Annotated in this window: 24 protein-coding genes, 1 tRNA gene and 1 other RNA gene; 18 read left to right on the plus strand and 8 right to left on the minus strand. The window is 61.9% G+C overall.

What is annotated here, in order from left to right; all coding sequences use genetic code 11:
- The 8 genes from ADN01_RS20060 to ADN01_RS07555 all read left to right on the plus strand — a co-directional run.
- The coding region (locus ADN01_RS20060; protein ID WP_236690991.1) for a hypothetical protein at window positions 1-270 on the plus strand (270 nt) is incomplete at its 5' end.
- 62 nt (window positions 271-332) lie between these two features.
- Complete coding sequence (locus ADN01_RS07525; protein WP_062418780.1) at window positions 333-1,304, plus strand: c-type cytochrome; 972 nt, start codon at window positions 333-335, stop codon at window positions 1,302-1,304.
- A gap of 39 nt (window positions 1,305-1,343) precedes the next feature.
- Complete coding sequence (locus ADN01_RS07530) at window positions 1,344-1,880, plus strand: cytochrome c3 family protein (RefSeq protein ID WP_062418781.1); 537 nt, start codon at window positions 1,344-1,346, stop codon at window positions 1,878-1,880.
- A gap of 26 nt (window positions 1,881-1,906) precedes the next feature.
- The gene (locus ADN01_RS07535) at window positions 1,907-4,039 is read left to right on the plus strand and encodes a molybdopterin-containing oxidoreductase family protein (protein ID WP_062418782.1); all 2,133 of its coding nucleotides are present in this window, start codon (window positions 1,907-1,909) and stop codon (window positions 4,037-4,039) included.
- 20 nt (window positions 4,040-4,059) lie between these two features.
- On the plus strand, window positions 4,060-4,779 hold the full coding sequence (locus tag ADN01_RS07540) for a 4Fe-4S dicluster domain-containing protein (protein ID WP_062418783.1): 720 nt from the start codon (window positions 4,060-4,062) through the stop codon (window positions 4,777-4,779).
- Complete coding sequence (gene nrfD / locus ADN01_RS07545; RefSeq protein WP_062418784.1) at window positions 4,769-6,211, plus strand: NrfD/PsrC family molybdoenzyme membrane anchor subunit; 1,443 nt, start codon at window positions 4,769-4,771, stop codon at window positions 6,209-6,211. Before ADN01_RS07540 ends, nrfD begins: the two co-directional genes overlap by 11 nt.
- A gap of 18 nt (window positions 6,212-6,229) precedes the next feature.
- Window positions 6,230-6,757 (plus strand): quinol:electron acceptor oxidoreductase subunit ActD, encoded by a 528-nt coding sequence (locus tag ADN01_RS07550; RefSeq protein ID WP_062418785.1) that lies wholly within the window; start codon window positions 6,230-6,232, stop codon window positions 6,755-6,757.
- On the plus strand, window positions 6,754-7,269 hold the full coding sequence (locus ADN01_RS07555) for a c-type cytochrome (RefSeq protein ID WP_062418786.1): 516 nt from the start codon (window positions 6,754-6,756) through the stop codon (window positions 7,267-7,269). The genes ADN01_RS07550 and ADN01_RS07555 overlap by 4 nt, the downstream gene beginning before the upstream one ends.
- A 63-nt stretch (window positions 7,270-7,332) precedes the next feature.
- On the opposite strand, the gene ADN01_RS07560 is transcribed toward ADN01_RS07555, so the two are convergent.
- The 3 genes from ADN01_RS07560 to ADN01_RS07570 form a co-directional block, all read right to left on the minus strand.
- Window positions 7,333-7,572, minus strand: coding sequence for a DUF7672 family protein (locus ADN01_RS07560; RefSeq protein WP_062418787.1), 240 nt, complete (start codon window positions 7,570-7,572; stop codon window positions 7,333-7,335).
- Between the two features lie 3 nt (window positions 7,573-7,575).
- Entirely contained in the window at window positions 7,576-8,535 is a 960-nt protein-coding gene (locus tag ADN01_RS07565) for a patatin-like phospholipase family protein (protein WP_062418788.1), read from the minus strand.
- Window positions 8,536-8,699: 164 nt separating this feature from the next.
- Window positions 8,700-8,786, minus strand: a tRNA-Ser gene (locus ADN01_RS07570).
- A gap of 122 nt (window positions 8,787-8,908) precedes the next feature.
- On the opposite strand from ADN01_RS07570, the gene ADN01_RS07575 reads away from it, so the two are divergent.
- The 5 genes from ADN01_RS07575 (at window position 8,909) to ADN01_RS07595 (ending at window position 13,408) form a co-directional block, all read left to right on the plus strand.
- Window positions 8,909-9,559, plus strand: coding sequence for a nitroreductase family deazaflavin-dependent oxidoreductase (locus ADN01_RS07575; protein WP_075071046.1), 651 nt, complete (start codon window positions 8,909-8,911; stop codon window positions 9,557-9,559).
- A complete protein-coding gene (locus ADN01_RS07580; RefSeq protein WP_075071047.1) occupies window positions 9,450-10,523 on the plus strand; it encodes a sensor histidine kinase in 1,074 nt (357 codons plus the stop codon). Before ADN01_RS07575 ends, ADN01_RS07580 begins: the two co-directional genes overlap by 110 nt.
- Window positions 10,507-11,346, plus strand: a complete 840-nt coding sequence (locus ADN01_RS07585; RefSeq protein ID WP_075071048.1) for a LysM peptidoglycan-binding domain-containing protein — start codon at window positions 10,507-10,509, stop codon at window positions 11,344-11,346. Before ADN01_RS07580 ends, ADN01_RS07585 begins: the two co-directional genes overlap by 17 nt.
- 52 nt (window positions 11,347-11,398) lie before the next feature.
- A complete protein-coding gene (locus ADN01_RS07590) occupies window positions 11,399-12,406 on the plus strand; it encodes an LCP family protein (protein ID WP_075071049.1) in 1,008 nt (335 codons plus the stop codon).
- A 78-nt stretch (window positions 12,407-12,484) separates the two neighbouring features.
- On the plus strand, window positions 12,485-13,408 hold the full coding sequence (locus ADN01_RS07595) for a tyrosine-type recombinase/integrase (protein ID WP_062418940.1): 924 nt from the start codon (window positions 12,485-12,487) through the stop codon (window positions 13,406-13,408).
- Between the two features lie 12 nt (window positions 13,409-13,420).
- Here ADN01_RS07595 and tilS read toward each other — a convergent pair whose 3' ends face one another.
- Complete coding sequence (tilS, locus tag ADN01_RS20200) at window positions 13,421-14,848, minus strand: tRNA lysidine(34) synthetase TilS (protein WP_062418941.1); 1,428 nt, start codon at window positions 14,846-14,848, stop codon at window positions 13,421-13,423.
- A 129-nt stretch (window positions 14,849-14,977) separates the two neighbouring features.
- On the opposite strand from tilS, the gene ADN01_RS07605 reads away from it, so the two are divergent.
- From ADN01_RS07605 to ADN01_RS07615, 3 genes are read left to right on the plus strand one after another with little or no spacing between them, the layout of a single operon-like run.
- On the plus strand, window positions 14,978-16,129 hold the full coding sequence (locus ADN01_RS07605; RefSeq protein ID WP_075071051.1) for a response regulator: 1,152 nt from the start codon (window positions 14,978-14,980) through the stop codon (window positions 16,127-16,129).
- Window positions 16,126-16,887, plus strand: coding sequence for an SIR2 family NAD-dependent protein deacylase (locus tag ADN01_RS07610; protein ID WP_062418942.1), 762 nt, complete (start codon window positions 16,126-16,128; stop codon window positions 16,885-16,887). Before ADN01_RS07605 ends, ADN01_RS07610 begins: the two co-directional genes overlap by 4 nt.
- A complete protein-coding gene (locus tag ADN01_RS07615; RefSeq protein ID WP_062418943.1) occupies window positions 16,884-18,107 on the plus strand; it encodes a sensor histidine kinase in 1,224 nt (407 codons plus the stop codon). The genes ADN01_RS07610 and ADN01_RS07615 overlap by 4 nt, the downstream gene beginning before the upstream one ends.
- On the opposite strand, the gene ADN01_RS07620 is transcribed toward ADN01_RS07615, so the two are convergent.
- A complete protein-coding gene (locus tag ADN01_RS07620; protein WP_062418944.1) occupies window positions 18,075-18,950 on the minus strand; it encodes a DegV family protein in 876 nt (291 codons plus the stop codon). The genes ADN01_RS07615 and ADN01_RS07620 overlap by 33 nt on opposite strands.
- A gap of 170 nt (window positions 18,951-19,120) precedes the next feature.
- On the minus strand, window positions 19,121-20,902 hold the full coding sequence (mutL, locus tag ADN01_RS07625) for a DNA mismatch repair endonuclease MutL (protein ID WP_062418945.1): 1,782 nt from the start codon (window positions 20,900-20,902) through the stop codon (window positions 19,121-19,123).
- A 93-nt stretch (window positions 20,903-20,995) separates the two neighbouring features.
- On the opposite strand from mutL, the gene ADN01_RS07630 reads away from it, so the two are divergent.
- Both ADN01_RS07630 and rnpB read left to right on the plus strand, forming a co-directional pair.
- Window positions 20,996-21,280, plus strand: coding sequence for a ubiquitin-like small modifier protein 1 (locus ADN01_RS07630; protein WP_062418946.1), 285 nt, complete (start codon window positions 20,996-20,998; stop codon window positions 21,278-21,280).
- Window positions 21,281-21,338: 58 nt separating this feature from the next.
- Window positions 21,339-21,735: RNase P RNA component class A (gene rnpB / locus ADN01_RS07635), an RNA gene on the plus strand.
- Window positions 21,736-21,766: 31 nt separating this feature from the next.
- Here rnpB and ADN01_RS07640 read toward each other — a convergent pair.
- On the minus strand, window positions 21,767-22,948 hold the full coding sequence (locus ADN01_RS07640) for an MFS transporter (protein WP_062418947.1): 1,182 nt from the start codon (window positions 22,946-22,948) through the stop codon (window positions 21,767-21,769).
- A gap of 19 nt (window positions 22,949-22,967) precedes the next feature.
- Window positions 22,968-23,972, minus strand: a complete 1,005-nt coding sequence (locus ADN01_RS07645) for a hypothetical protein (protein WP_062418948.1) — start codon at window positions 23,970-23,972, stop codon at window positions 22,968-22,970.
- Between the last annotated feature and the right edge of the window lie 22 nt (window positions 23,973-23,994).

Below are 23,994 nucleotides of genomic sequence, written 5' to 3' on the forward strand. Positions count from 1 at the left end.
TTGGCCAGGAATGGCCAGCGGATTGATGGCTGCGGGGGTCAGGATCCATTAGGTCCCTTTGCCGAATATTCCCAAAAACCGCCTGCTGTTTGCGTGCTAAATCACCAACCGACTTTGGGACAGACACCAAATTATTCCTATTTTGACAATTTTGGTAAAATCATGTATCATAATTTTGTTGTCACACACCAACCAGTCAATCCAATAAGCCAATATCCCCGTTGCGCAGTGTTACGGCTGAACCCGGGTGGATGCATGGGTTCAAATTGAGATCGAAGGCTGTAAGGCCCTGATGTACAGCGTTTCAAAATCATCTTTTGAGGAGAAACGGTATGAAACGACTCGATCCCTGGTACGGCGTCGTCTGGCTGTTCATCACTCTCCTGCTCATCCTGGGGGTCAGCTTCCAGCCTGCCGCAGCCCAGTCCGCTGTAGACGGAGATGTGGCTCGCGGGGCCGCCCTCTATGACCATTGGGCAGCCGTGCTGGAAACTCAGCCCCCTGCCGGCAGCATGCCCCTATGGGACAGCCAGTCCACCAACACCCGTTCCGGCGCGGATACCTGGCGCTGCTCCACCTGTCATGGTTGGGATTACCAGGGCAAAGACGGCGCTTACCGCGCCGGTTCCAATTACACCGGCTTTCCAGGCGTGCTGACCGCCGGGCAAAAAATGGACACCGCCCAAATCATGGCAGCCCTTCAGGGCAAAACCAACCCCCAGCATGACTTTTCCCCCTATCTGGACGATGCCAGCCTGAACGACCTGGCCGCCTTTCTGAAAGCAGGCGCGGTGGACGACTCGCAGTTTATTGACCCCACCAGCCTGAAAGTCCTCGACGGTAACCTAACCCAGGGTCAGACCCTTTACGGGCAGCGCTGTGCCAGCTGCCACGGCAGCGATGGGGCCAAGATCGCCTTCCGCTTTGAAGGCACCGATGCCACCCTGGGCACCCTGGCCGCCGTGGATCCCTGGCGTTTCCTGCACAAAACCCGCTTTGGCACCCCCGGCACGCACATGCCCATCGGTTATGAGCAAAACTGGACCGCCCAGGAGGGCCGCGACGTGCTCCTATATGCCCAGTCCCTCCCCGGCGCCCTCCCCGAAACCACCCAAAACCCGGCCCTGGAAGGCCGCCCCGATCTACCTGCCCCCTCCACCGGCGGGCCAGCCCAAAACTTCTTCACCGCCATCCTCACCGCCCTGGGGGCTATGGCCGCCAGCCTGGGCTTTGCGGTGCTCTTGGGCGGGGCCCTCATCGGCATCCTCCTGCTCATCGTGTGGTTCATCCGCGGACGGAAATAACGTTCACCGCTGCATCCTTTTCCTGATAAGGAGTCATGTATGGATAAAGTCATCGCCTTAACCAAACGGCCCGCCTTCCGCATCGGCGTAGGTTTGGTGCTGCTGGTTCTTCTGGCTGGCGCCGGCGGCGGTCTCTACCTTACCCAAACCCCACCCCCTCAGCCCATCCAATTCCCCCATAACCTGCACGTCGGCATCGGCGCCCAATGCCAATACTGCCACCCTGGCGTGGCCTGGGGGCCGACCGCGGGGCTGCCTTCCATATCCAAATGTTGGGGCTGCCACCAGCAGGTGCAGAAGAAGTCCCCCGAGCTGGAAAAACTGGCCGCCTATGTCAGCCGCAACGAGGCTGTCCCCTGGGTTCCTGTGGCCATCCAGCCCGATTTCGTTCATTTTAACCACCGCCCCCACGTGGCCGCCGGTGTCGCTTGCGAAAGCTGTCACGGCGATATCTCCAAAATGACTGTCGCCGAACCTCAACCCCGCCAAAACATGGGCTGGTGTCTCGACTGCCACAAAACCATGGCCCCCGAGAACTTCACCCGCCTCTCCGACTGCTCCATCTGCCATTACTAATCCTGGCTGCTGCGAAAGGATGCGGTATGACCCAAAAGTACACTCGCCGTGAATTCATCAAATTATCCGGACTCACCGCCGCGGCTGCGGCCGTGCTCACCGGCTGCGGCCCGGCCTCCCGCTACGTGGTGCGCCGTCCCTACACCGACATGCCGGAGTACCAGCAAACCGGTCTGAGCACCTACTTTGCCACCACCTGCCGCGAATGCCCCGCGGGCTGCGGCCTCATCGTCCGCACCCACGAAGGCCGCGCCATCAAGGTGGAGGGCAACCCCGCTCACCCCGTCAACCGCGGCAAAGTCTGCTCGCGCGGTCTCACCGCCGTGCAGGGCCTCTACAATCCCGACCGCATCACCGGCCCGCTTCAGAACGGATCGGAGATCTCTTGGGATCAGGCCGTTGCCCAGGTAAGTGAGGCTCTCAAAGCCGACCCGCAAGGCGTGGCCTTTTTCCTCGGCCTGGCTCCCGACCACCTCTTTGATCTGGTCTCCGAGCTGACCGCCGCCCTGGGCGCGCCGCCCCCTGTTCGCTATGGGGCCTACGGCATGTTCGACGCCCGCCGCACGCTCACCGAGGCGGCCAAGCTCACCTTCGGCGTACCTTCCATGCCCTTCTTTGACCTGGGCGAATCGGATTTCATTCTCTCCTTTGGGGCCAACTTCCTGGAGACCTGGGTATCCCCCCTGGCCTATGCCCGCGGTCTCAGCCAGATGCGCCGCGGCAAAAACAACGCCCGTGGCCGCCTGGTGGTGATTGAGCCGCGCCAATCCGTCACCTCCGGCACGGCGGACCTGTGGCTTGCCCCCGCCCCCGGCACCGAGGCGCTGGTGGCCGCCGCCCTGGCCAATCTGGTGGCAGCCCGCTTGGGTCTGTCACTGCCCGATGACCTGGCCAGCGTAGACCCCAAAGAGGCCGCCGCTGCCGCTGGAATCGCTTTTGAAAAGCTGCAAGAAGTGGCTGCTGGTTTTGCCTCTGCCCGCGCTCCGCTGGCCTTGCCCGGCGGCAGCGCCCTGGCGCATGCCAACGGCCTGGCGGCTGCCCGCGCCGTGCTGGTCCTGAACGCCCTCGTGAAGAACCTGGGCAGACCCGGCGGCGTCTTCCTCACCCCCGCTGACCCCGCCGCCAGCTCCTTTGCGGATGTTCAGGATCTGGTGGCCCGCATGAACGCCGGCAAGATCCACACCCTCTTCATCCACGGCGTTAACCCCGTTTTTGAGCTGCCCGCTGCCCTCGGCTTCGCCGCCGCTCTCAAAAAAGTGCCCCAGGTGGTCTCTTTCGCCTCTTTCCCCGACGAAACTGCCGCCCTCAGCACCCTGGTGCTCCCCGACCACACCCTGCTGGAATCCTGGGGCTACCAGCGCACCCTGGCAGGCGCAGACCGCGAAGCCTATTCCGCTGCCCAGCCCGTGGTCGTCCCCCTGCACAACACCCGCGCCGCCGCGGACGTGCTGCTGTCCGCCGCGCGTCAGCTTCCCACATTGGCCGCAGCCCTGCCCTACGCCGATGAGGTGGAATTCCTCCAGGCGCGCCTGCTGCCTCTGCTGGAAAGCCGCAAAGGTTTCTACGACGCGCCCGAAATCCTCACCTTCTGGTCTCAATGGCTGCAGTACGGCGGCTGGTGGCCGCAGCGGGCCGGGCTGGAAGCGCCCATTGTCGCCGAGCTGTACGCCGCTGCCGCCCCGCTGACCCCGCCTGCCCCCCTGGCCTCCGGCGAGCTGCATTTCTACACCTACCCCACCCAGCTGGGCGACGGCAGCGGGGCCAACCGCCCCTGGCTGCAAGAAACGCCCGACCCCATGACCACCGTCATGTGGAACTCATGGGTCGAAATCCACCCAGAAACCGCCGCCAAACTGGGCATCCACGATGACGACGTGGTGAAAATTGTCTCCGCCAGCGGCGAGATCGAAGCCGTCGCCTATCTGTACCCCGCCATCCGCCCCGACACGGTGGCCGTGCCCTTTGGCCAGGGCCATTCTGCCCTCGGCCGCTACGCCGAAGGACGCGGCGCCAACCCCGCCGCCCTCTTGCCGCTGTCGGTCAACGAATCGGGTGACCTTTCCTTTGGCGACACCCGCGTGTCTGTGCAACCCACCGGTCAGCGCCGCCCCCTCAGCCGCATGGAAAATCGGCACGGGGTCTACGATCACGCTGAATAATGGAATCAGGAGCGCATCTTATGGCTGAAGTGACTGAAGAAAAAATGAAATGGGGCATGGCCATTGATCTGGACGTGTGTACCGGCTGCAACGCCTGCGTCACCGCCTGCGCCATGGAAAACAACATCCCCTTCACCGGCGAAGATGAGTCCGGCTATGGGCGCGGCCTGCACTGGATTCGCATCCAGCGGTATTGGCACGGCGATTATCCTGAAATCAAGCCCGATTACTCCCCCATGCTCTGCCAGCAGTGCGGCAACGCCCCCTGCGAACCCGTCTGCCCGGTTTTCGCGGCGGTGCACAGCGAGGAGGAGCAAATCAACCTCCAGGTCTATAACCGCTGCATCGGCACGCGCTACTGCGCCAACAACTGCCCGTATCTCTCGCGCGTGTTCAACTGGTTCGATTATGAGATCCCCGAACCCATGGCCTATTACCTCAACCCTTCGGTCACTGTTCGCCGCCGCGGGGTGATGGAAAAATGTACTTTCTGCGTCCAGCGTATCCACGCCGGGCAGGAACAGGCCAAAGCCGAAGGCCGGCCTGTGCAGGACGGTGATATCGTCCCCGCCTGCGCCCAGGCCTGCCCCACCGATGCCATCATCTTTGGCGACCTCAGCGACCCGCAAAGCCGCGTCAGCCAAATGGCCCGCAGCCAGCGCAGTTTCCGCCAGTTGGAAGAATTGGGCACCGAGCCCCGCGTCATCTATCTGAAGGGAGGTGGACAATATGGCGGCTGAAGTCAAACCGTACCAGCGCGTCTATAAGCAATCCGAAGCCGAGGAAGAAGACCCCCGGCAGCATCTCATGTTAGACCCGCGCCCGCGCGAGGAGATGAACCACATGGTCATGGAAGCTATGACCACCACCTCCCGCCGCTATTGGATCATCGTGGGCGCCCTGGCCGTGGCCGTGGCGGTGCTTCTCTTCGGCGCCTGGGGCAACATGATCTTCACCGGCATGGGCATGGCCGGCATCCGCCGCCCGGTTTTCTGGGGTGTCTTTATCGTCACCTTCGTCTTCTGGATCGGCATCAGCCACGCCGGGACATTCGTTTCGGCCATCCTGCGCGTTTTTAAAGCCGAATTCCGCCGCCCCTTCACCCGTGCCGCCGAGCTGATGACCACCTTCGGCCTGGCCGCGGGCGCGCTCTACCCCCTCATCCACCTGGGCCGCGTGTGGGTCTTCTATTGGATGATCCCCTACCCCAACAGCCGCTGGCTTTGGCCCAATTTCCGCTCCGCCCTGGTGTGGGACTTCCTGGCCATCACCACCTACCTGCTCAGCAGCACCATCTATCTCTATCTGCCGCTCATCCCCGATGTGGCCATGGCCCGCGACCGATCCACCGGCTGGCGTCACACCCTCTATAAGCTCCTGGCCCTTGGTTTTCGCGGCACCGAAGCCGAATGGACCCGCATCCGCAAAGCGATTAACATCTTCGCCTTTGCCATCATCCCCGTCATGTTCTCGGTGCATACCATCGTGTCGTGGGATTTCGCCTCCACCAAGGTCGTCGGCTGGCAGTCCACCATCTTTGGCCCCTACTTCATCATCGGGGCCATCCTCTCCGGCGTCTCTGCCGTCATCACCATCCTCTTCGTGCTGCGCTACACCCTCAAGAACATGGATTACTTCATCCGCGAAGAGCATTTTGATGCCCTGGGTCTGCTGGTGTTGATTTTCTCAATGGCCTGGGCCTATTTCTTCTACAACGAATATCTCCTGCATTGGTACGGCGGCGGAACGGTGCTGAAACAGCTCCTCACCCTGCACGCCTCAGGTCCCTCGGCCTGGGTGTGGTATCTGATGCTCGCCTGCAACGTGGCCGTGCCCTGGCTGACTCTGTGGAACAAGAAGCTGCGCCGAACCCCCTGGGCCATCTTCATCGTCTCCATCCTCATCAACGTGGGCATGTATGCCGAGCGCTACACCATCATCCCCCTCACCCTCGGTCATCAGCGCTTCCCCTTCGACTGGGGCGAATACACCCCCCGCCTCACCGAAATCAGCATCGCCCTGGGCACGCTGTGTCTGTTCGTCCTCTTATACCTGCTGGCCTCTCGCCTCATCCCCCTCATTCCGGTGTGGGAAGTGCAGGAAGGGCAGGAATCCCATCGTCTGCGCAAGGTGGGTAAAACCCAGGTCCCATCCGTCAGCGAGTTGGAGTAGTCTTAAGGAGGCTCCCCTATGCCAGAAGATCCCGTCCATATCGCTTTATTTGAAGAAGACCGCATTGACCACGCCGCCGAGGCTCTCGACCGCCTGCGCGCCCTGGGGATTCGCGATAAAGATATGTCCGTTCTCTCCGGTGTGCCCTACTCTGATAAGATCCTGGGCCGACCGATGGCCTGGACGCGCGTGCCCATCATCGCCCTGGCAGGGGCGGGCGTGGGTTTTGCCGCCTCCCTCGCGCTGATCCTCATCGCCAACCGTCAATACCCATTGGTGGTCGGAGGCTTCCCCTACGTCGCCATCCCCACCATCATCCCGGTCACCTTTGAGCTGACCATGCTCGGCCTGCTCATCAGCACCTTCCTGGGAGTCTTCGTCGAAATGATCTCGCCCACCTACGGCCCCAAGGCCTACCATCCCAAAATCAGCGACGGCTACATCGGCATCGTCTTCACCTGCCCGCCCAAGCTGGACCAACCCATGCACGCCGCCCTCACCGAATTGGGCGCGGAGCTGGTGCATCAATCGGAGGTGCAGCCGTGACCAAACGTCTCATCCTCATCCTGGCGCTGCTGGCTCTCCCGCTGATTGTGGGCCTGCTTTTCACCTATGATGTCATCAAGATCGAATGGATCAGCCTGATGGAGATCCAACCCTCCTTTAACCCCCAGGAAGACCCCTTGCCGCTGCCGCCCAATTCGGTTCCCATCCAGGGCGCGGCCTACATTCCCAAGTTGGGCGCGCCGGTCAACCCCGTTGCCGCGGATGAGACCTCCCTGGCCCGCGGCGAGCAGCTCTATCAAACCCACTGCGCCCTGTGCCACGGCCCCGAAGGCAAAGGCAACGGGCCTTTCTCCGCCTTTCTGGTCAAAAACCGACCTGCCAATCTGCTGGAGGGCAACGCTGTGACTCAGAGCGACGGCGCTATGTTCATGGTGATCACGGACGGGGTAGCAGAGCGCATGCCCGCCCTCAAAGAAAACTTGCCCACCCCGCAGTCGCGTTGGGATGTGGTCAATTTTGTGCGCTCCCTGCAAAAGAAGGCCGCCCCCTGATCGCCGCATTCAACGATGCAGTCCTCGGGTCTGGAAGATCACTTCCAGGCCCGTTTTTTGTACTCACCCGCCGCGTGCCAGCCGCAGACCGGCGGCCGCCAGCGCCCCCAGCCCCAGCGGATACAATCCCAGCAAAAACACCCACGAAATCCAGCTCACCTGCTGCGCCGCTTTGCCCCAACCCAGTTCGCCTCCCGCCTTGAGGAAGTCGTACCAGGTGCTCAGCCCCAGCGCCCCCGCCGCCAAATTCATGGCCACCGCCCCCACCAACACCATCCAACCTGCCAAAAAAATCGCGCCCATCCGTCACTCCTTCCGTGCTGCGGTCAATCCGGCTTTTTCAGGCGCCAGTTTGGGGCTGACTCCCTGCGCCCGGTCCACCGCGTCGTTCAGGATCATCCGCCCCAGCCGCACCCCATACCCCGCCAGCCGGTCCACCTGATCCGCAGCGTCCATCTCGATCGGCTGCTCCAAATCCACCTGGAAACGCCGGAAATCCAGTTCCGGGAAGTAAGTCTCCACCAGGTGCACCTGTTGGTCGTAGGCCGACTGCAGAAAAGCCCCCAGCATGGGCATCAGCCAATCCCAGGCCCAAAGCTGCCCGGCTTTCTCCGGCGCATAAGCATGCGGCTCGCGCCCTGTTCCCAGGCTGATCAGGGTAGTCTCCGCCGGGTCCCACCCCAGGCACTGCTGGGCCTCATAGGCCGCCAGATAGCACGGGTTGGCATACGACCCCACCCCGCCGTCAATGTAGCGGTCTTCCACGACCGGGAAATAGGTTGGAACTGTGCAGGAAGCCTGCACCGCCTTGACCACCGGCCAATCGGCGTATTCCTCCTTCCAGGGTTTCACAAAGCGTGTGCGGTTCTCAGCCAGATCAAAAGCGGTGATGACCACATCCATCGGCGGTTGGCTGATCCAGAAATCGCCCATGCGCCGCTCCCCAAAATAGGTGTGCAGCGCCTCGGCCAACCCTTCCCCCGGATAGCGCACCTTGCTCAGTGGGAACAGGGCTGTGCGCCACGAGCGGCGGAAGATCTGCGGCCCTTCCTGCCGGTAGAGCTGCGTCATCTCCTGCGCGCGGATATGCGCCCCCAGCCCCGCAGCGATGATCGCGCCGGTGCTGGTACCCACCGCCAGTTGAAACATCTCATGCGCCGGTTTGCCCAGCGCCTCCTCCAACATGGCCAGCGCCTGCGTCACCACCACCCCGCGGATGCCGCCGCCGTCCACCGCCAGCGCCACATGTTTGCGAAAGGGTTTCATCTGCTGCCTCCTATCCTAAAACGGCCCTCTGGGCTGAACGGTGCATACTCAATGCCAGTTCGCTCACTTCATCATACAACATCCCCCGCTCAAACATGCCCCGTTGTAGCAGGTCAACGTTTAAAACAAAACAGCCGACGTATTCCGTCAGCTGTTGGGTCGAGCGGAGAGGGCGGGATTCGAACCCGCGTACCCTTGCGGGTAACGCGCTCTCCAGGCGCGCGCGTTAGGCCAGACTACGCTACCTCTCCAGAAGCCCGTCTTTCTTGGTGGGCGCGTGTGATTATACCATAGGAATTCCAGAACATAGCGTTTTTCCTCCCCGACTTCTTGCCCGTATCCCGTATAATTAACCTATTCAGGAGGCAGTCTCATGACAACCACCAGCCAACAAGACGAGCAGCTTCGCCGCACGTTTAAGTCGTTTAACCCCTTCATGGTACTCATGTGGCGCATGGGTCTGGGTTCCATGATCAACATCTGGCCCTCCCGCATCGGGCGCATCATGGTGCTGGCGCACACCGGCCGAAAAACGGGCCGCCGCCGTCTGACACCGGTCAATTACACCGAAATCAACGGCGAAATCTACTGCGTGGCCGGCTTTGGGGCCGTTGCCGATTGGTACCGCAATCTCCAGGCCAATCCCGCGGTCGAAATCTGGATGCCCAACGGCTGGTGGAACGCCAGCGCAGAGGATATCAGCGACCATCCCAACCGGCTCGACCTCATGCGCCAGGTGCTCATCGCCTCTGGTTTTGCCGCCCCCCTGGCCGGCATCCATCCCCTCACCGACACGGATGAGGCCCTGCAGGCAAACACTGCCGACTACCGCCTGGTGCGCATTCGCCGCAGCGCCGCCCGCACCGGCCCCGGCTGCGCCCGCCGCCTCCGCTCCCGAAATCGAGGCTTTGCGCGTGCGCATCCGCGAGCTGGAAACCGAAAAGTTCCAGCTGGCCCAAAAGGCCGCCCCCGCGGCAGCCTCCGCCGACCGCGACCTGCAATCTCTGCTTTCAGTTCAGGCTGAAGCTCAAAAGCTCATCGAGAAGCTGCAAGAGGAAAACAGCCAGCTGCGCGCCGATCTGGCTGGGCTGGGCACCGCGGGCAGCCAGCCCGTTGGCGGAGAGACCGCCCACATGGAAGCTGAACTGCGCCTGGCTTTGGAAGAAGTCGCCCACCTTCAAAATGTGCTGGCCGGGGCCAATATGAAAATCCTGGCGCTGGAAATGCAGTCGAAAAACCTGGCGGATGACAGCGGCGGCAGCCACGAAGTCATTCGCTCGCTCATTCAAGAGCTGCGCCAACCCCTTACCTCCGTCATCGGCTACACCGAGCTGCTCATGTCCGAATCGGTCGGCATCCTCGGCGCGCTCCAACGCAAATTCATGGAACGCATCCGCGTTTCTGCCACCCGCATGGACACGCTCATGAACGACTTGAGTAAGATTTCGTCCATCGAAACCGGTTCTGCCGCCGCCATCCGTGCCGTAGACCTGTACGAAGTTATGGATCACGCCGTCAGTGAAACGAGTGAGCGCGTCAGCCAGAAAGAGATCGCCCTGGAATTAGACCTCAGCGAAGATTTGCCCAGCCTGATCCTGGATCAAGACGCCGTGGAGCAAATTATCATCCAACTCCTGCAAAACGCGGCTTCCGTCACCCCTCAGGGCGGCACCATTGAGCTGAGCGCTCGTAAACAGGATATGGAGAGCCAAAGCTTTATCCTGGTGCAGGTCACCGATCAGGGCGGCGGTATCGCCGCAGATGACCTTCCCCGTTTATTCTGGCGGCATTACCGCAACGGCTCCCCCACCATCGCCGGCATCAGCGATAACGGCGTGGGTCTGTCCATCGCGCGCACGCTGACCGAAGCCCAGGGCGGGCGCATCTGGGTAGACAGCATCCCCAACAAATCGGCCACCTTCAGCATCTTGCTGCCCGTCACCCGCGCCTTGCCCCAGCCTGTTTTGGCCGATGAAAATCCTGCGTGACCTCTTCTCAGGCGTTTTGTTCGCCGCCGCCTCCTCCATTCTCGTCTTAGGGGCTGCTGCCCTGGCCCTGGTGGAGACCGGCAGCCTGCCCCTCGACCCCGATTCACTGCTGCCTTCGCTCACCCCCACCCGTCCCACCCAGGTGATCCTGTCCATCCGCACCGGAGTGCCCACTCAGATCTTCGCCACCCCCACCCCGGTTTGCCGCCCACCAGCCCGCTGGCAGCTGTACCTCATCCAACCCGGAGACACGTTGGAGAGCCTGGCCAAAGCCGCCGGAACCAGCCCCGAGCGCATCCGCGACAAGAACTGCCTGGTTTCGGATTCTCTGCCCGTCGGGTATGAGCTGTACCTGCCGCCCCCGCCGGACGCAAACCCGCTTGCTGCCAGCCGCACCCCCACCCTCACGCAAACCGTGTACCGCACTCAGCGCGTTTGCGGCCCTCCCGCGGGCTGGGTGACGGTCGTCGTCCAGCCGGGTGAAACCCTTTCCATGCTCAGCCGCGCCTATAATATCTCGATGGATCAGCTCCTCACGGCCAACTGCAAGACCAATGCCGATCTGATTTACGCGGGTGAAACCCTGTTCGTACCCAACGTCCCGCGCCTCACCTCCACCCTGGCGGCCGCCTCCCCCACCCCCATCCCCCCCACGGCCACCCGCACTCTGAACCCGCCCACCCCCACGGCAGCCCCCACGCAGACGTACAGCCTGCCTTCGCCCACCAATACCCCCTATCCCAATACGGACGAACCTCCGGCAGAGGGCGAACCCACCGACGCTGTTACCAATAATGATACGCAGCCCAGCCCCACGCCTTAGTGTTTCTGCCAACCTGCGCAGCGCTCTGATCCTCACGGTTGCGTTAACCGTGATGCTGGCCGCTTGCGGCGTTTTGCCATTCCAGCAAACCGCGCCCGCCGCGCAGCTGCCCGCCCAGGTGGATTTCACCGCCGCCACCCGCACCCCTTTCCAACCCCAGCCGCCCACCCCGGTGGTCACACGCTCGCCTCGGCTTACTCCCCTGGCCACCCCCAGCCCGGCGATCTCCCCCTCGCCCACCTCCGGCGGAACCCCTTTGGCGGCCCTCTACCCCCTGCCGCCCACCAACGCCAACGTCACCAACATCCTCGTCCTAGGTTCCGATCAGCGCCCCTATGACGGCGGTTTCCGCACGGATGCCATTTTGTTTGTCTCCATCCATCCCCAAACGTCCAGCGTGCGCGTGGTCTCTGTTCCCCGCGACCTGTGGGTGTGGATTCCCAACTGGGGCTACAACCGCATCAACACCGCCTTTGGCGTGGGCGGTTTTCCCGCCCTGGCGCAAACCTTTGAGGTCAATTTTGGGGTGCGCCCCGATTACTACCTCATGGTCAACTTCCGGGGCTTTATTGACATCGTCAACACCCTGGGCGGCATTGATGTGCACGCCGAAAAAGGCCTGCGCGACGCCTGTGCCCTGCCGCAGCAGTTGGGTGACGGCACCTGCCGCATCGAGCCGGGGGTCATCACCATGGACGGCGACACCGCCCTCTGGTATGTGCGCGCCCGCTACACCACCAGCGATTTTGACCGCACACGCCGCGAGCAGGAAGTGCTTTTCGCCCTCTTCCGCGCCATGATGAGCCTGGACGCCGTTCAGCGCGCGCCGGAGCTGTTCGCCATCTACTCGCGCAGTGTGGATACCGACCTGACCCTCGACACCATCCTGCCCCTGGCGCAAATTGCCCCTGCCCTGGTGGAAGGCAAGAATATCCAGCGCTACGCGATCGGCCCTGGCGAGGTGTACGATATGTTCATCCCCGAAAGCGGCGCCATGGTGCTGCAGCCCATCCCCGGCGCGGTGCAGGCCGTGTTCCAGCAAGCCGTGGCTGAGCCCTGATTCTGCCCGCCTGGTGTGATTGACATCCCCTTCGGAATCCATTAAACTATACGAAAATTAAGCAAGTGGAGGTTCCGTATGCCGCCCGAATCCACCCCCGCCAGCATCCATCTGAGCGCCCAGTCATCTTTCCTGCCTGCCATCCAGGCCTGGGAACAGTACCTGCAAGATCAGGCTCGCTCCCTCTACACCATCAAAGCCTTCACCGGTGATCTGGAGCTGTTTGCCAGCTACTTGCCCCCCGACCGCACCCTGGGAGCCGTCACCACCCGCGACATCAACCACTTCCTCCAATGGCTGCAAACCGGCCGCAAAGTGCCGTGCAGCCCCAAGAGCCTGGCGCGCCGCGTCACCTCGCTCAAGGCCTTTTTCCGCTGGCTCACCAAATACGGTGTGCTGCTGGTGGACCCCGCCGAAAAAGTGCTCCAACAAACTGTCATCAGCCCCTTGCCTCAAGTGCTGACTGTGGAGGAGCAGGCCAAAGTGCTGGAGATTGCCAACCGCTACCGCACAGCCAAGAAGCCCGATGCCCGTCCCTACACCCTCACCGCCCTGCTGCTGGCCTCCGGCATTAAAAAAGGTGAATGCCTGGGCATTCACCAAAATCATATTGACCTCGACACCCCCGACGGCCCGGTGCTGTTCATCCGCTACCCCGAGCCGCATAACCGCTACAAAGAGCGCAAGATCAACCTGCCTGGCGAATGGGTGGGCGCCTATCACGAATATTTAGCTCAATATCAACCCACCAGTCAGGTGTTCGCCTGGTCGCCCCGCCGCCTGGAATACATCCTGGAAGATCTGGGCAGCGCCGCCGGGCTGAGCAAGCACCTGTCTTTCGACATGTGCCGCTGGACCTGCGCCCTCAACGACTACCGCACCGGCACAGAAGCCGATCAAATCCGTCAAAAACTGGGGATTTCCAAAATCCAATGGCGTGAAATTGGCCTCAAGCTGCGCAAACTGGCCGAGAACGAAGCCGATTCTCCCCCCGCGGTGTAACCTCAGGCGGCCTTAGCCTTCGGCTGGGTTTCGGCTCAGCCGCAGATGAACCCAACGCCGTGTGGTTTCACTCACCCGGCAAAACTCCGCCGTCCGCCCCCCCGGAATCCAGGCGATCTCATCCGCGCTGCACACCAGCGGCCAGCCCGCCCGCGCTTCGCGCGGCACGCGTTGGTTCACCCAAAAGTCGGATAGTTTCTGCGAATGCCCCCCCATGCCGAACGGACAGAAACGCTCCCCCGGCCGGCCCGTGCGCACGCGCAGGGGCAGCCGCACCTGCTCCAGGTCCAGCCAGGCCTCCCAGGGGTCACCGCCCAGGTTTTGCGGCACCTCCTCAACCGCGGCCGCCGCCAGAATCCACCCCCCGCCCAAGGGCACCTCCCCGGGCACGCTCAAAACCACCTCACTGCCGGCTTCCATCTGCGGGTAATTGCGCCGCACGTCCCTGCGCTCCGGTTCGATGAACTGCACCTCACCGTAGCGCAGCCGCATTTCCAACCCGCCCGTCAGCTCCAAACCGCCCGTCTCCCCATCCTGCTGAATCAACCCCACCGCCTGCTCCACCTGAGAGAAGTCAAAATCGCGCAGTCCCGGCCGCAGCCAGCCCACCGCCCGTCGGATGATGCCCCGCTGCACGCCCAAAGGCGCAGCCCGCAGCCCATCCGCGCGCAGCCGCACCCAGCCGGGTTCCGCCCGAATCAGGCAGTCTTCCCAGGCGTGCTGCACCCGCTCCTCCACCAGCGCATAATCCGCCGCCAGCACCGCCGCCGTGCGCCACAGGCGTTCTTTGATCTGCGGGTTATACTCAGCCAGATACGGCAGCAGCTCATGGCGCAGCCGGTTGCGAAAATAGGTGGTGTCCGCGTTGCTGGCGTCCTGCACCGGCTCCAATCCGCGCGCCTGACACCAGGCTTCTGTCTCGGCGCGCCACACCCCCAGCAAGGGCCGCACCAGGGGTAGCTCTGATTCCCATTCATGCGCTGTCATGCGCGCCGCCATCCCCCGCAGTCCGGCCATACCCGCGCCGCGCAGCAGGTGCATGAGCACGGTTTCCACCTGATCATCCGCCGTGTGCCCCACCGCCACGGCCTGCGCCCCCAATCGCTGCGCCTGCCCAAACAGGGCCTGATAGCGCAGTTTCCGCGCCGCTTCCTCCACCGAAAGATGCTGGCTGGCCGCCGTCCCGCGCACATCCGCGTCTTCCACCATCACCCGCACCCCCCACTTCCGCCCCCAATCCACCACCCGCTCTGCTTCTGCCTCGGCTTCAGGCCGCAGCCCGTGGCGCACATGCACCGCTGCGGTCTGAAAGCCAGCTTCCACCATAATCCCCCACAAACTCAGGCTGTCGGCTCCGCCAGAAACACCCACCAAAGTGAGTGCGCTGGCATCCAGCTTGCACGTCTTTACCAAATGCAGCCTCATCCATTCCATATCCATACCGAAAATTATACGCCTTTTGGGGCACATCCCCTCGCTGTAAATGGGCGCAGCATCGCGCTTGCAAGCTTTTGCACTTTATGCTAGACTGACTTAACTATCAAGGGTGCACATTAAGGATTAGGCAGAATGGCGGAAAAGATTCTAATCGTCGATGATGATGCAGAAACCCTGCGCCTGGTGGGCTTAATGCTCCAACGGCAGGGTTATCAGGTTGTGTCTGCTGCGAACGGCACTCAAGCCATCCAAATGGTCACCGCCGAGAAACCCGACCTGGTCATTCTGGATGTGATGATGCCGGATATTGACGGCTTCCAGGTGACGCAGCAGCTGCGCGCCAACCCGGAAACAGCCTATGTGTCCATTTTGATGTTCACGGCCAAATCCCAGGTAGAGGATAAGGTCGTCGGTTACGAAGCGGGCGTGGACGATTACCTGACCAAGCCCATCCACCCCGCAGAATTGACCGCTCATGTGCGCTCCTTATTGGCCCGCGGCAAAACCCGCCCGGGCGGCGCCAAATCGGACCGGGGCTACACCCTGGGCGTCATCGCCCCTCGCGGCGGCATGGGCGCTTCCAGTCTGGTGCTCAATTTAGGTATTGCCCTGCACACCGCCATGAGTACCGAGGTGGTGGCTGCCGAACTGCGCCCCGGCCAGGGCAGTTGGGCCATTGACCTGGGCTTTGCCAAGCCCACCGGCCTCAACAACCTGCTGCGCCGCAAGCCAGCCGAGATCACCGCTTCGGTCATCGAACAAGAGCTGGTGCGCACTACTCTGGGCCCGCGCCTGCTGATGGCCTCCAATGACATGAAAGACGTGGAGCTGATCGCCGCCTCGGCCCAAATGCAGGCCATCCTGCAAAACCTGCCCACCCTCAGCCCCATCACCCTGCTGGATTTTGGTCACAACGTCCTGCCCAATTTTGAAAGCCTGATGGCCTTCTGCACTGAAGTCATCGTCCTCTCCGAGCCTTTCCCCATCAGCATTCAGCGTTCGCGCTTGCTCATGGATGAACTGGCCGCCCTGGGCTTTGGCAAGTCCAAATTGATGAGTGTGGTCGTGCTCAACCGCGTGCGCGCGGATATGCAGCTTTCCATCCCCCAGATGCAGGAAATGCTGGGGGTCAACCCCCTGGTGGTCATCCCGCCCGCACCCGAACAGGCCTATCAGGCTGGGCTGCGCAATATCCCCCTCATCAATGTCCAGCCGGACGGCCTGGTTGCCCTGCAATTCAAGAAGCTGGCCGAGATTTATTCAGAACGCATTCAGACCAAATGAACCCTGCGGTGGAGCCAGCCCTTCAAAAAGCGGCTGATTTATTCGCGCGTGCCCGTCATGCCGTCGCCTTCACCGGAGCGGGTTTTTCCACCCCCTCCGGCATTCCGGACTTTCGTTCGCAATCCACCGGTCTGTGGACCCGCTTTGACCCCATGCAAGTGGCCTCACTCAGCGCCTTTCGTCAGCGTCCCGAGGCCTTTTTTAATTGGCTGCGGCCGCTGGTGTCTGCCGTCTCCGCTGCCCAGCCCAATCCCGCCCACCAGGCTCTGGCTGAGCTGGAAAAACGCGGTTTGCTGCGCGCAGTCATCACCCAAAATATTGACAGACTGCACCAAAAAGCCGGTTCGCAAACCGTCATCGAAGTCCACGGCTCCCTCAACCAGTGGGACTGCCCGTCCTGCCGAGCCGCGTTCACCGCGGACGAAGCTCTGGGATCTTTCCTTCCCGACGGCCCTCCCCCGCGCTGCCCCCGCTGTGATGTGCGCCTGAAACCCGGCATCGTCTTGTATGAGGAAATGCTCCCGCCAAAAGCCTGGCAGGCAGCCGAAAGCGCATGTCGGCGCGCCGACCTGGTGCTCATCGCCGGCACCTCGTTGGAGGTAGCCCCCGCCAGCTATTTGCCCTCGTATGCGCTGGAAAACCGCGCCCGTTTGATCCTGGTCAACCTCTCGCCCACTCCCCTCGATCCGCAAGCGGATGTCTGTTTACCGATGGACGTAGCCCAGGCCCTTCCAGCGGTGGTGGAGCGCATCCAATGAGCGAACAGCTTTTCGCCAATCAGGATCAGCGCGTGCAGCGGCTGCTGCAAATTGCTGTGGATCTGGCCTCCACCCTCAACATCAACGAGCTTTTGCAGCAAATCCTCAGCGCCGCGGTGGAATTCAGCCACGCCGAAGAAGCATCCATTTTGCTGTACGATGCACAGCGCCGAGAATTATTCATCCGCGCGGCCACCAACGACGAAACCGAAGAAACACTGCGAGAAATTGCCGTGCCCACCGAAAGCATCGCCGGTTGGGTGGCCCTCAACCGCCAGCCGATCATCGTGGACGACGTGCATCAAGACCCTCGCTGGTTCTCGCAAGTTGGCGAAACCCTGCAATTCCCCACCCGCAGCCTGCTGGCCATCCCCATGATCGCCAAAGAACAGCTCATCGGCGTTCTGGAACTGCTGAACAAAAAAGAAGGCCGGTTTAACGAAGAAGATCTGGAAATCCTCACCGTCCTCTCCGCCCAGGCCGCTGTTGTCATCCAAACCGCGCAGCTCTTCGCCCAAAGCGACCAGATTTCGACACTGGTACACGAACTGCGCACCCCGCTGGCTTCCATCAACACCATCGCCTACCTGCTCCAACACCCCGGCCTTTCCAACAGCAAACGTCTGGAATTGACTCAAATGATCCAAACCGAAACCGACCGTCTGAACAAAATGACCACGGCTTTTTTGGATCTGGCCCGCATGGAAACCGGCCGGGCGGCGTTCAACTGGAGCAGTTTCAGCCTGGCAGAGCTGGCTCAGGAATGCCTCAACTTATGTCAGCCGCGCGCTGCACAGCTTTCCATCGCCCTCAGTCTGGATAGCCCCCCCGGCCTGCCTGCCGTCCTGGCCGATCGGGATAAGATCAAGCAGGTTCTGCTGAATCTGCTCAACAACGCTGTCCAATACAACCACCCCGGGGGTCAGGTGACCCTGCACCTGCGCCATCAAGATGCCGCTTTCGAACTTCGCGTGCAAGATACCGGCCCCGGCATCCCGCCCGAGGATCTGCCCAAGCTGTTCACCAAATTCTACCGCGCGCCCAAAAATGAAAAAGCCTCCCCCGGAACCGGGTTAGGCTTAACCATTTGCAAACAGATTGTCGAAAGCCACGGGGGGAAAATTGGAGCAGAAAGTCAGCCAGACGTGGGCACAACCTTCTGGATCTACCTTCCCCAAACGCCTAAATCAGCTCGCGTGCCACGGCAGCTCCGCAAATAATTCCCACGGCCCCACCGACAACCCCACCAGGCTGGGGCCGGTGTGCGCACCCAACGCCGGCGCAACAGGAACGGTTGGTTCCCAATGGATTTCAAACCGGTCTATTAAACTGGCCTTGAGAATCTCGACCCCTTCCAAATTCAACCCATGCAGAAGCTGCACGCGAAGAGCGCTGCCTTCGCCGTACAAAGACGCCACCTGATCCACAAGCTTATGAATGGCGCGCTTCAGGGTAATCTCTTGTCCCAGGTTGGTATACGTTCCCCCGACTTTCTCCACCCCAATCACCGGCTTAATGTTCAGTAAAGACGCCAACAGCCCCTTCAAATGGCTGATGCGTCCGCCGTGGATGAGGTACCGCAGGCTGGCCAGTGTGTACATGCCTTCACAGCGCTGGTTGATTTTTTCCATCAAAGCAATCGCCTGCTCTAATGACCACCCAGCTTTCAATGCCTTCGCCCCCGCTTCCACCTGCCACCCAAACGGGCAGGAAAGCGTTTTTGAATCCACGATGGTCACTTTGGCTTCCGGGACCATGGCTGCCCCCGCTCTCGCCGCGTTGACCGTGCCGCTCAGCCCTGAGGAAATGTGGATGGATAAAATCTCGGGGTCCACCTGTGCCAGCGAGCGGTAAATTTCAGCAAATTCCCCCGCCGAAGGCTGGGATGTGGTCGGGTACGCTTCCGTTTCCGACAACATACGGTAAAACGTTTCCGGGTCAATGTCCACCCCGCTGGAGTAGGTTTTACCTTCCAGCGTGATCCTCAATGTTGCAAATTTTAACGATAACCCTTCCATCTGCTGTGCAGAAAGGTCCATGCCTCGATCCGTGACGATTTGCATGCGGCGTGCTCCACGAACGTAGAATCTGGAAATCTCTCAAGTTGATGCACTTGCCCCTCAAGATTTTTCCAATGTTCAGTGTATCTTACCCCCCGCCGTCTTGTGATGTGCCCCCAGTCACACCAGCGCTCACATTCTCGCCAGTGGGTTTTCTGTGACCCAGCCGCCGCCTAACGGCTGCCGCGCCGCCCAAACTGGCGCTCCAACACGTCCACCGTCAGGTGAATCATGGTCGGGCGGCCGTGCGGACAGGTGCGCGGCGAAAAACACGCCTCCAAATCGCGCAGCAAGGCCCGCTGCTCTTCCGGGCTGAGGCTTTGCCCGCCTTTCACCGCCGCGCGTTTGCAAATGCGCGCCACCAGGCGCGCCTCGCGCTCGGCCTGCAGCGGGGTTTCGTCCTCTTCAAAATCTTCCACCAGCACCCGCACCGCCGCAGCCGGGTCGCTGCCGGTGATCAGCGCCGGGATGGCACGCACGCGAAACGTGTTCGGTCCAAACGGCTCAATATCAAACCCCAGGCGGCTCAGCAAAGGGATTTGTTCGTTCAGCAAAGCCGCCTGCGCCGCGGGAAGCTGCACCACCGCCGCTTCTAAAAGGGCCTGCCCCGCCAGAGGAGCCGTCAGCCCGCCCATCATGCGCTCAAATAAAACCCGCTCGTGGGCGGCGTGCTGATCAATCAAATACAGGCCGTCCGGCCCCTCCGCCACCAGATAGGTGCCCCCCACTTGCCCCACCAGTCGCAGCAGCGGCAGCATCCCCGAAGGCGGCAGCGCAGCGGGATTCTGCGCGCTCGCCGCGTTGACGGCCGCCCCCTCGCTTTTTTCGGCTCTCGCCAAATCCGCGGCCATGTCCCAGGCCGGGTCAATCGCCGGGCGGCTGGCGCTGTGCAAATCGAATGCCCCCTGACCCAACGCTGTGGGTTGGGGCGGCTGCCAGCCGCTGGAAACCTGCGGCACGGGCGAAGAGGTCAGCAAAGCCCGCCGCACCGCCCGCTGCACCCCGCTGAAGACCGCATCCGGACTGCGGAAGCGCACCTCAGCCTTGGCCGGATGCACGTTCACATCCACGGCTTCGGGGTCCAATTCTACAAACAATACCGCCAATGGGAAACGCCCCACCATCAGCAGAGTGCGGTACGCCTGCAGCAGGGCCGTGCTTAAGGCCGAGTCCTGCACCCAGCGGCCGTTTACAAAAAAGGTGATCTCCCGCCGGTTGGAACGCGTCAGCGCCACCGGGCTGATGTATCCCTGCACGCGCACATCCTGGTCTTCCAGCGCCACCTCAATCATCTGCCGCGCCGTGTCCACCCCCAACAGGGATGCCAGAATCTCGCGCCGGTCGCCGTTCCCGCTGGTTTGCAGCACCGCGCGCCCGTCCTGAAACAGCGAAAAACGCACCTGCGGGTATGCCAGGGCGTAACGCGTCACCAAAGCGTCAATCTGCTGCCGTTCGGTGATATCCCGCTTGAGAAATTTCAAGCGCGCCGGTACGTTGAAGAACAGGTTTTCCACGCGCACCACCGTGCCCTCCGGCGTGCCCAGCGGCTCGTTGGCCCGCAGCGTCCCACCCTCCACCACCAGCCGCGCCCCCACCGCGTGCTGGGCCGGGCGCGAGGTCAGCGTCAGGCGTGAAACCGAGCCAATCGAAGCCAACGCCTCACCGCGGAAACCCAGGGTTTGAATGTGGAACAAATCCTCTGCGCTCCGCAGCTTGCTGGTGGCGTGGCGCGTCACCGCCAGGGGCAGTTCTGCCGCCGCAATCCCAGCCCCGTCATCCGCAATCTCCATCAGCCGTCTGCCCGCGTCCTCCACGCGCACGGTCACCTGCCGCGCGCCGGCATCCAGCGCGTTCTCTAGCAGTTCTTTCACCACCGAAGCCGGGCGTTCAATCACCTCACCGGCGGCAATTTGCGAAGCGACAGCCTCAGGTAAAATTTGGATGGCGTGCATCATTTGACCTCATCTCCCGCCATTATACCAATTTCGCTCACCTCGCTGGGGACAAGTGAGGGTAAAATCAAACCATCTCGTTTTGGAGCCTGCCCCATGCGCGTGACCCTTTTTGCCAATTTCCGCGAACATGCCGGCGTCAAGTCCTTTGACCTGGACCTGCCCGCGTGCACCACCGTCCAGCAGGCCGTGGAAGCCATCATCCAGCGCTACCCGGCCCTGCGCCGCCATTGGCTCAACGAGGCGGGGGAAATTCACGCGCATGTGCATATCTTCGTCAACGGTGAAGAATATCTCACCCTGCCGGAGGCCGAGCGCACCCTTTTGCAGCCCCAAGACAGCCTGGATTTCTTCCCTCCCGTGGCGGGCGGTCAGCTCTAGACCGCTTTCGCGCCCACGGTTGACGGCGCGCCCCGAAGGCGGTATCATCACCTTACCCCAGGTCGGCCGGGAGATCGCGGCTTCGCTATGTCGAAGTCGAGGAAAGTCCGCGCTCCACAGGGCAAGATGCCGGGTAACCCCCGGGGCGGGGTAACCTGCCGGATCGGGCCACAGAAACATACCGCCCTCACGGGCAAGGGTGAAACGGTGGTGTAAGAGACCACCGGCGTCCGCAGCAATGCGGCGGCCAGGCAACCCCCATCTGGAGCAAGGCCAAGCAGGCGCAAGCGCCCCTTGTGGGCGCAGGAAGCGGCTCGTTTCCTTTGAGCGTCGGGTAGGCTGCTTGAGCGCATCGGAGACGGTGCGCCTAGAGAGATGATCTCCAAAACCGAGGCAGTCCCCGCGTGGGATACCCCTTGGTTGAACAGAACGCGGCTTATAGGCTGACCTGGGGCCTTTTTCCCTTCCATCCCCCAATATCAGATTTCAGGCCGTCCGCTCCGAGTGGGTCTTGCCCAGCCCGGTTCTGCGCACGCCCCAGGCCAGCACCCCACCCGCCGTCAGCGCCAGGACGATATACAGCCCGTACAGCGTGGACCCACCCCAATGATCAAATACCCAGCCGCTCAGCGGTGCGCCGCTGACCGTGGCCAGGCTGACCACCGAAGTGACCAGGCTTTGGGCGGTGGTTTGGTATTCCGGCGGGGCGATGGTGTTGATGTACACCACCGCCGAGACCCAAAACATGCCGAAGGTCAGGCCGTTCAGCAGCCCCACCAACAAAGCCCATTCTGCCGAGGGCATCCAGCTGTACAGCACAAAGCGCAGCGCATACGCCCCGCAGGCCAGCAGCAGCATCCTGGGGGCTCCCAGGCGCTTCAGGAAAAACTGGCTGAAGCGCATCACGGGCAGCTCCGAAACAGCCCCAATCCCCACCGCCATGCCCACCAGGCTTTCCCCGGCCCCCAATTCGCGCATATACACACCCAGAAAATGGTTCATGCCCGTGCTGGAGATGCTGAGGATGAACTGCCCTACGGTGAAGATCATCCAGGCCGGGTTCGTGACCAGCAGCCTCAGCCCGCCGGATGACCCCCGCCGCTCGGTGCGCAGCCCGGCAGGCAGGCGCAGCACCCCCACCAGCATACCCAAAAAAGCCGCCCCGCAGACGGCGAACATGGTATGCAGTCCAAAGCGCTCAAACAGCCAGCCGGTGCTCAGGGTGGTGAAGATAAAGCCCAACGACCCCCAAATGCGCTGTTCGCCGTACCGTTCGCGCTGCCCCTCCAGCAATTTCAGGTTGACCACATCCACCACCGGCATCAGCATGCTGTAAAACGCGCCCAAGACCCCCACCGCCCCCAAAAGCTGCACAAATGAGGACGCCGCGTTCATCCCCACCAGGCTGCCCAGCGTACCCGTCGTCGCCAGGGCCAGAATTACCTTGGGGTTGCCCAGACGGTCGTTTAAATACCCCCACAAGGGCGCAAAGATCATCCCGACCAAAGGAAAGGCTGCCGTCAGCGTGCCGATCTGCAAGCCGCTGATCCCCCGTGAACGGTAATACACGTTCAGGAATGTCATCAGAATGCCGAAGCCGCTGAAGAAGAAGAAATACACCATTCTTCCCGTGTGCAGGTCTTTGGTGGAAAACCGCTTTGGTTCCATCCTCATCTGCCCCCAGATCTTATGAAACAGCCACCAGATATGCGCCAATCAAATAAAACAAGATTGCGCCTGCCAAAGCGGCATACACCCGCCGAGAAGCGCCCCGAAATTCGCCGTACGCCAACCCCCACAGCTGAGTCCACAGGTTGGCCGTCACCCCCAAAGGCCACGAGATCGCCGCGCTCAAAAAAGCGGTTCCAAACGTGTGCAAAATATTGCCGCCGTAATGTGCCAACCCGCTGAGCATGCCGAATTTGTGCACCGAGAACGGCGCGCGCAGCACCCTACCCCACTCTTTGCGCACCGTCAGCGGGATGCCGCTGGAAAGCAGCGCCCCCACAAACGCACCGCTGGCCAGCAGGGCCATGAAGGGCAGCACCGCCAGCCCTGCCGGTTGGGTCACGGATTTCAGCCCGTAGGACAGCGCCATGGTGTAGCTGGGGGTAAACGCCGCCGCCACCGCCATCAACCCCAGCGACTTCCACAATTCGCTGGGGGTAAACTGCACCGTGCTGCGGTTTTCCGCCTGCTGATCGCGCGCCTTCCAGTTGCCTGCCGTCATTGAAGCCCCCACGGCCGCCAGCAGGAACAGGGTGGAAGCCGCCAGCCGCCCCACCGAAAGGGTCTCCGGCATGCCCCCCACCAGCGCCGAAACCGCCGTGCCCGCCAGAATATTGATCGAAGCCTGAATCGGCTGGGCCAGCAGCAGCCCAATCTTAGAAAGCACCACCAGCGAAAGGCGCATGCCAAACACATACAGCATCCCGCACAGGAGTGTGATCCACACCCGGCTGGGGTCCTGCGCCCAAACGCTCTGGATATGAGTCCACAGGTTCGGCCCCTCCAAAATGCCCGCTACGCCCCACACAAATATCAGCGAAGTGGCAAACAGGGTCAGATAAAATCCGTCAATCGGATAATCCTTGAGATATTTCAACGAAATAAACCACGTACCCCACAAAAAAGCCGCCGTCAGGCTCATCATGACAGCGGCTCCCGTTGTCAGCTCAGGCTGAAAGTTCATTGTTCTCTCCAATAAAAGAATG

This window comes from Levilinea saccharolytica (assembly GCF_001306035.1).
Lineage (GTDB): Bacteria > Chloroflexota > Anaerolineae > Anaerolineales > Anaerolineaceae > Levilinea > Levilinea saccharolytica.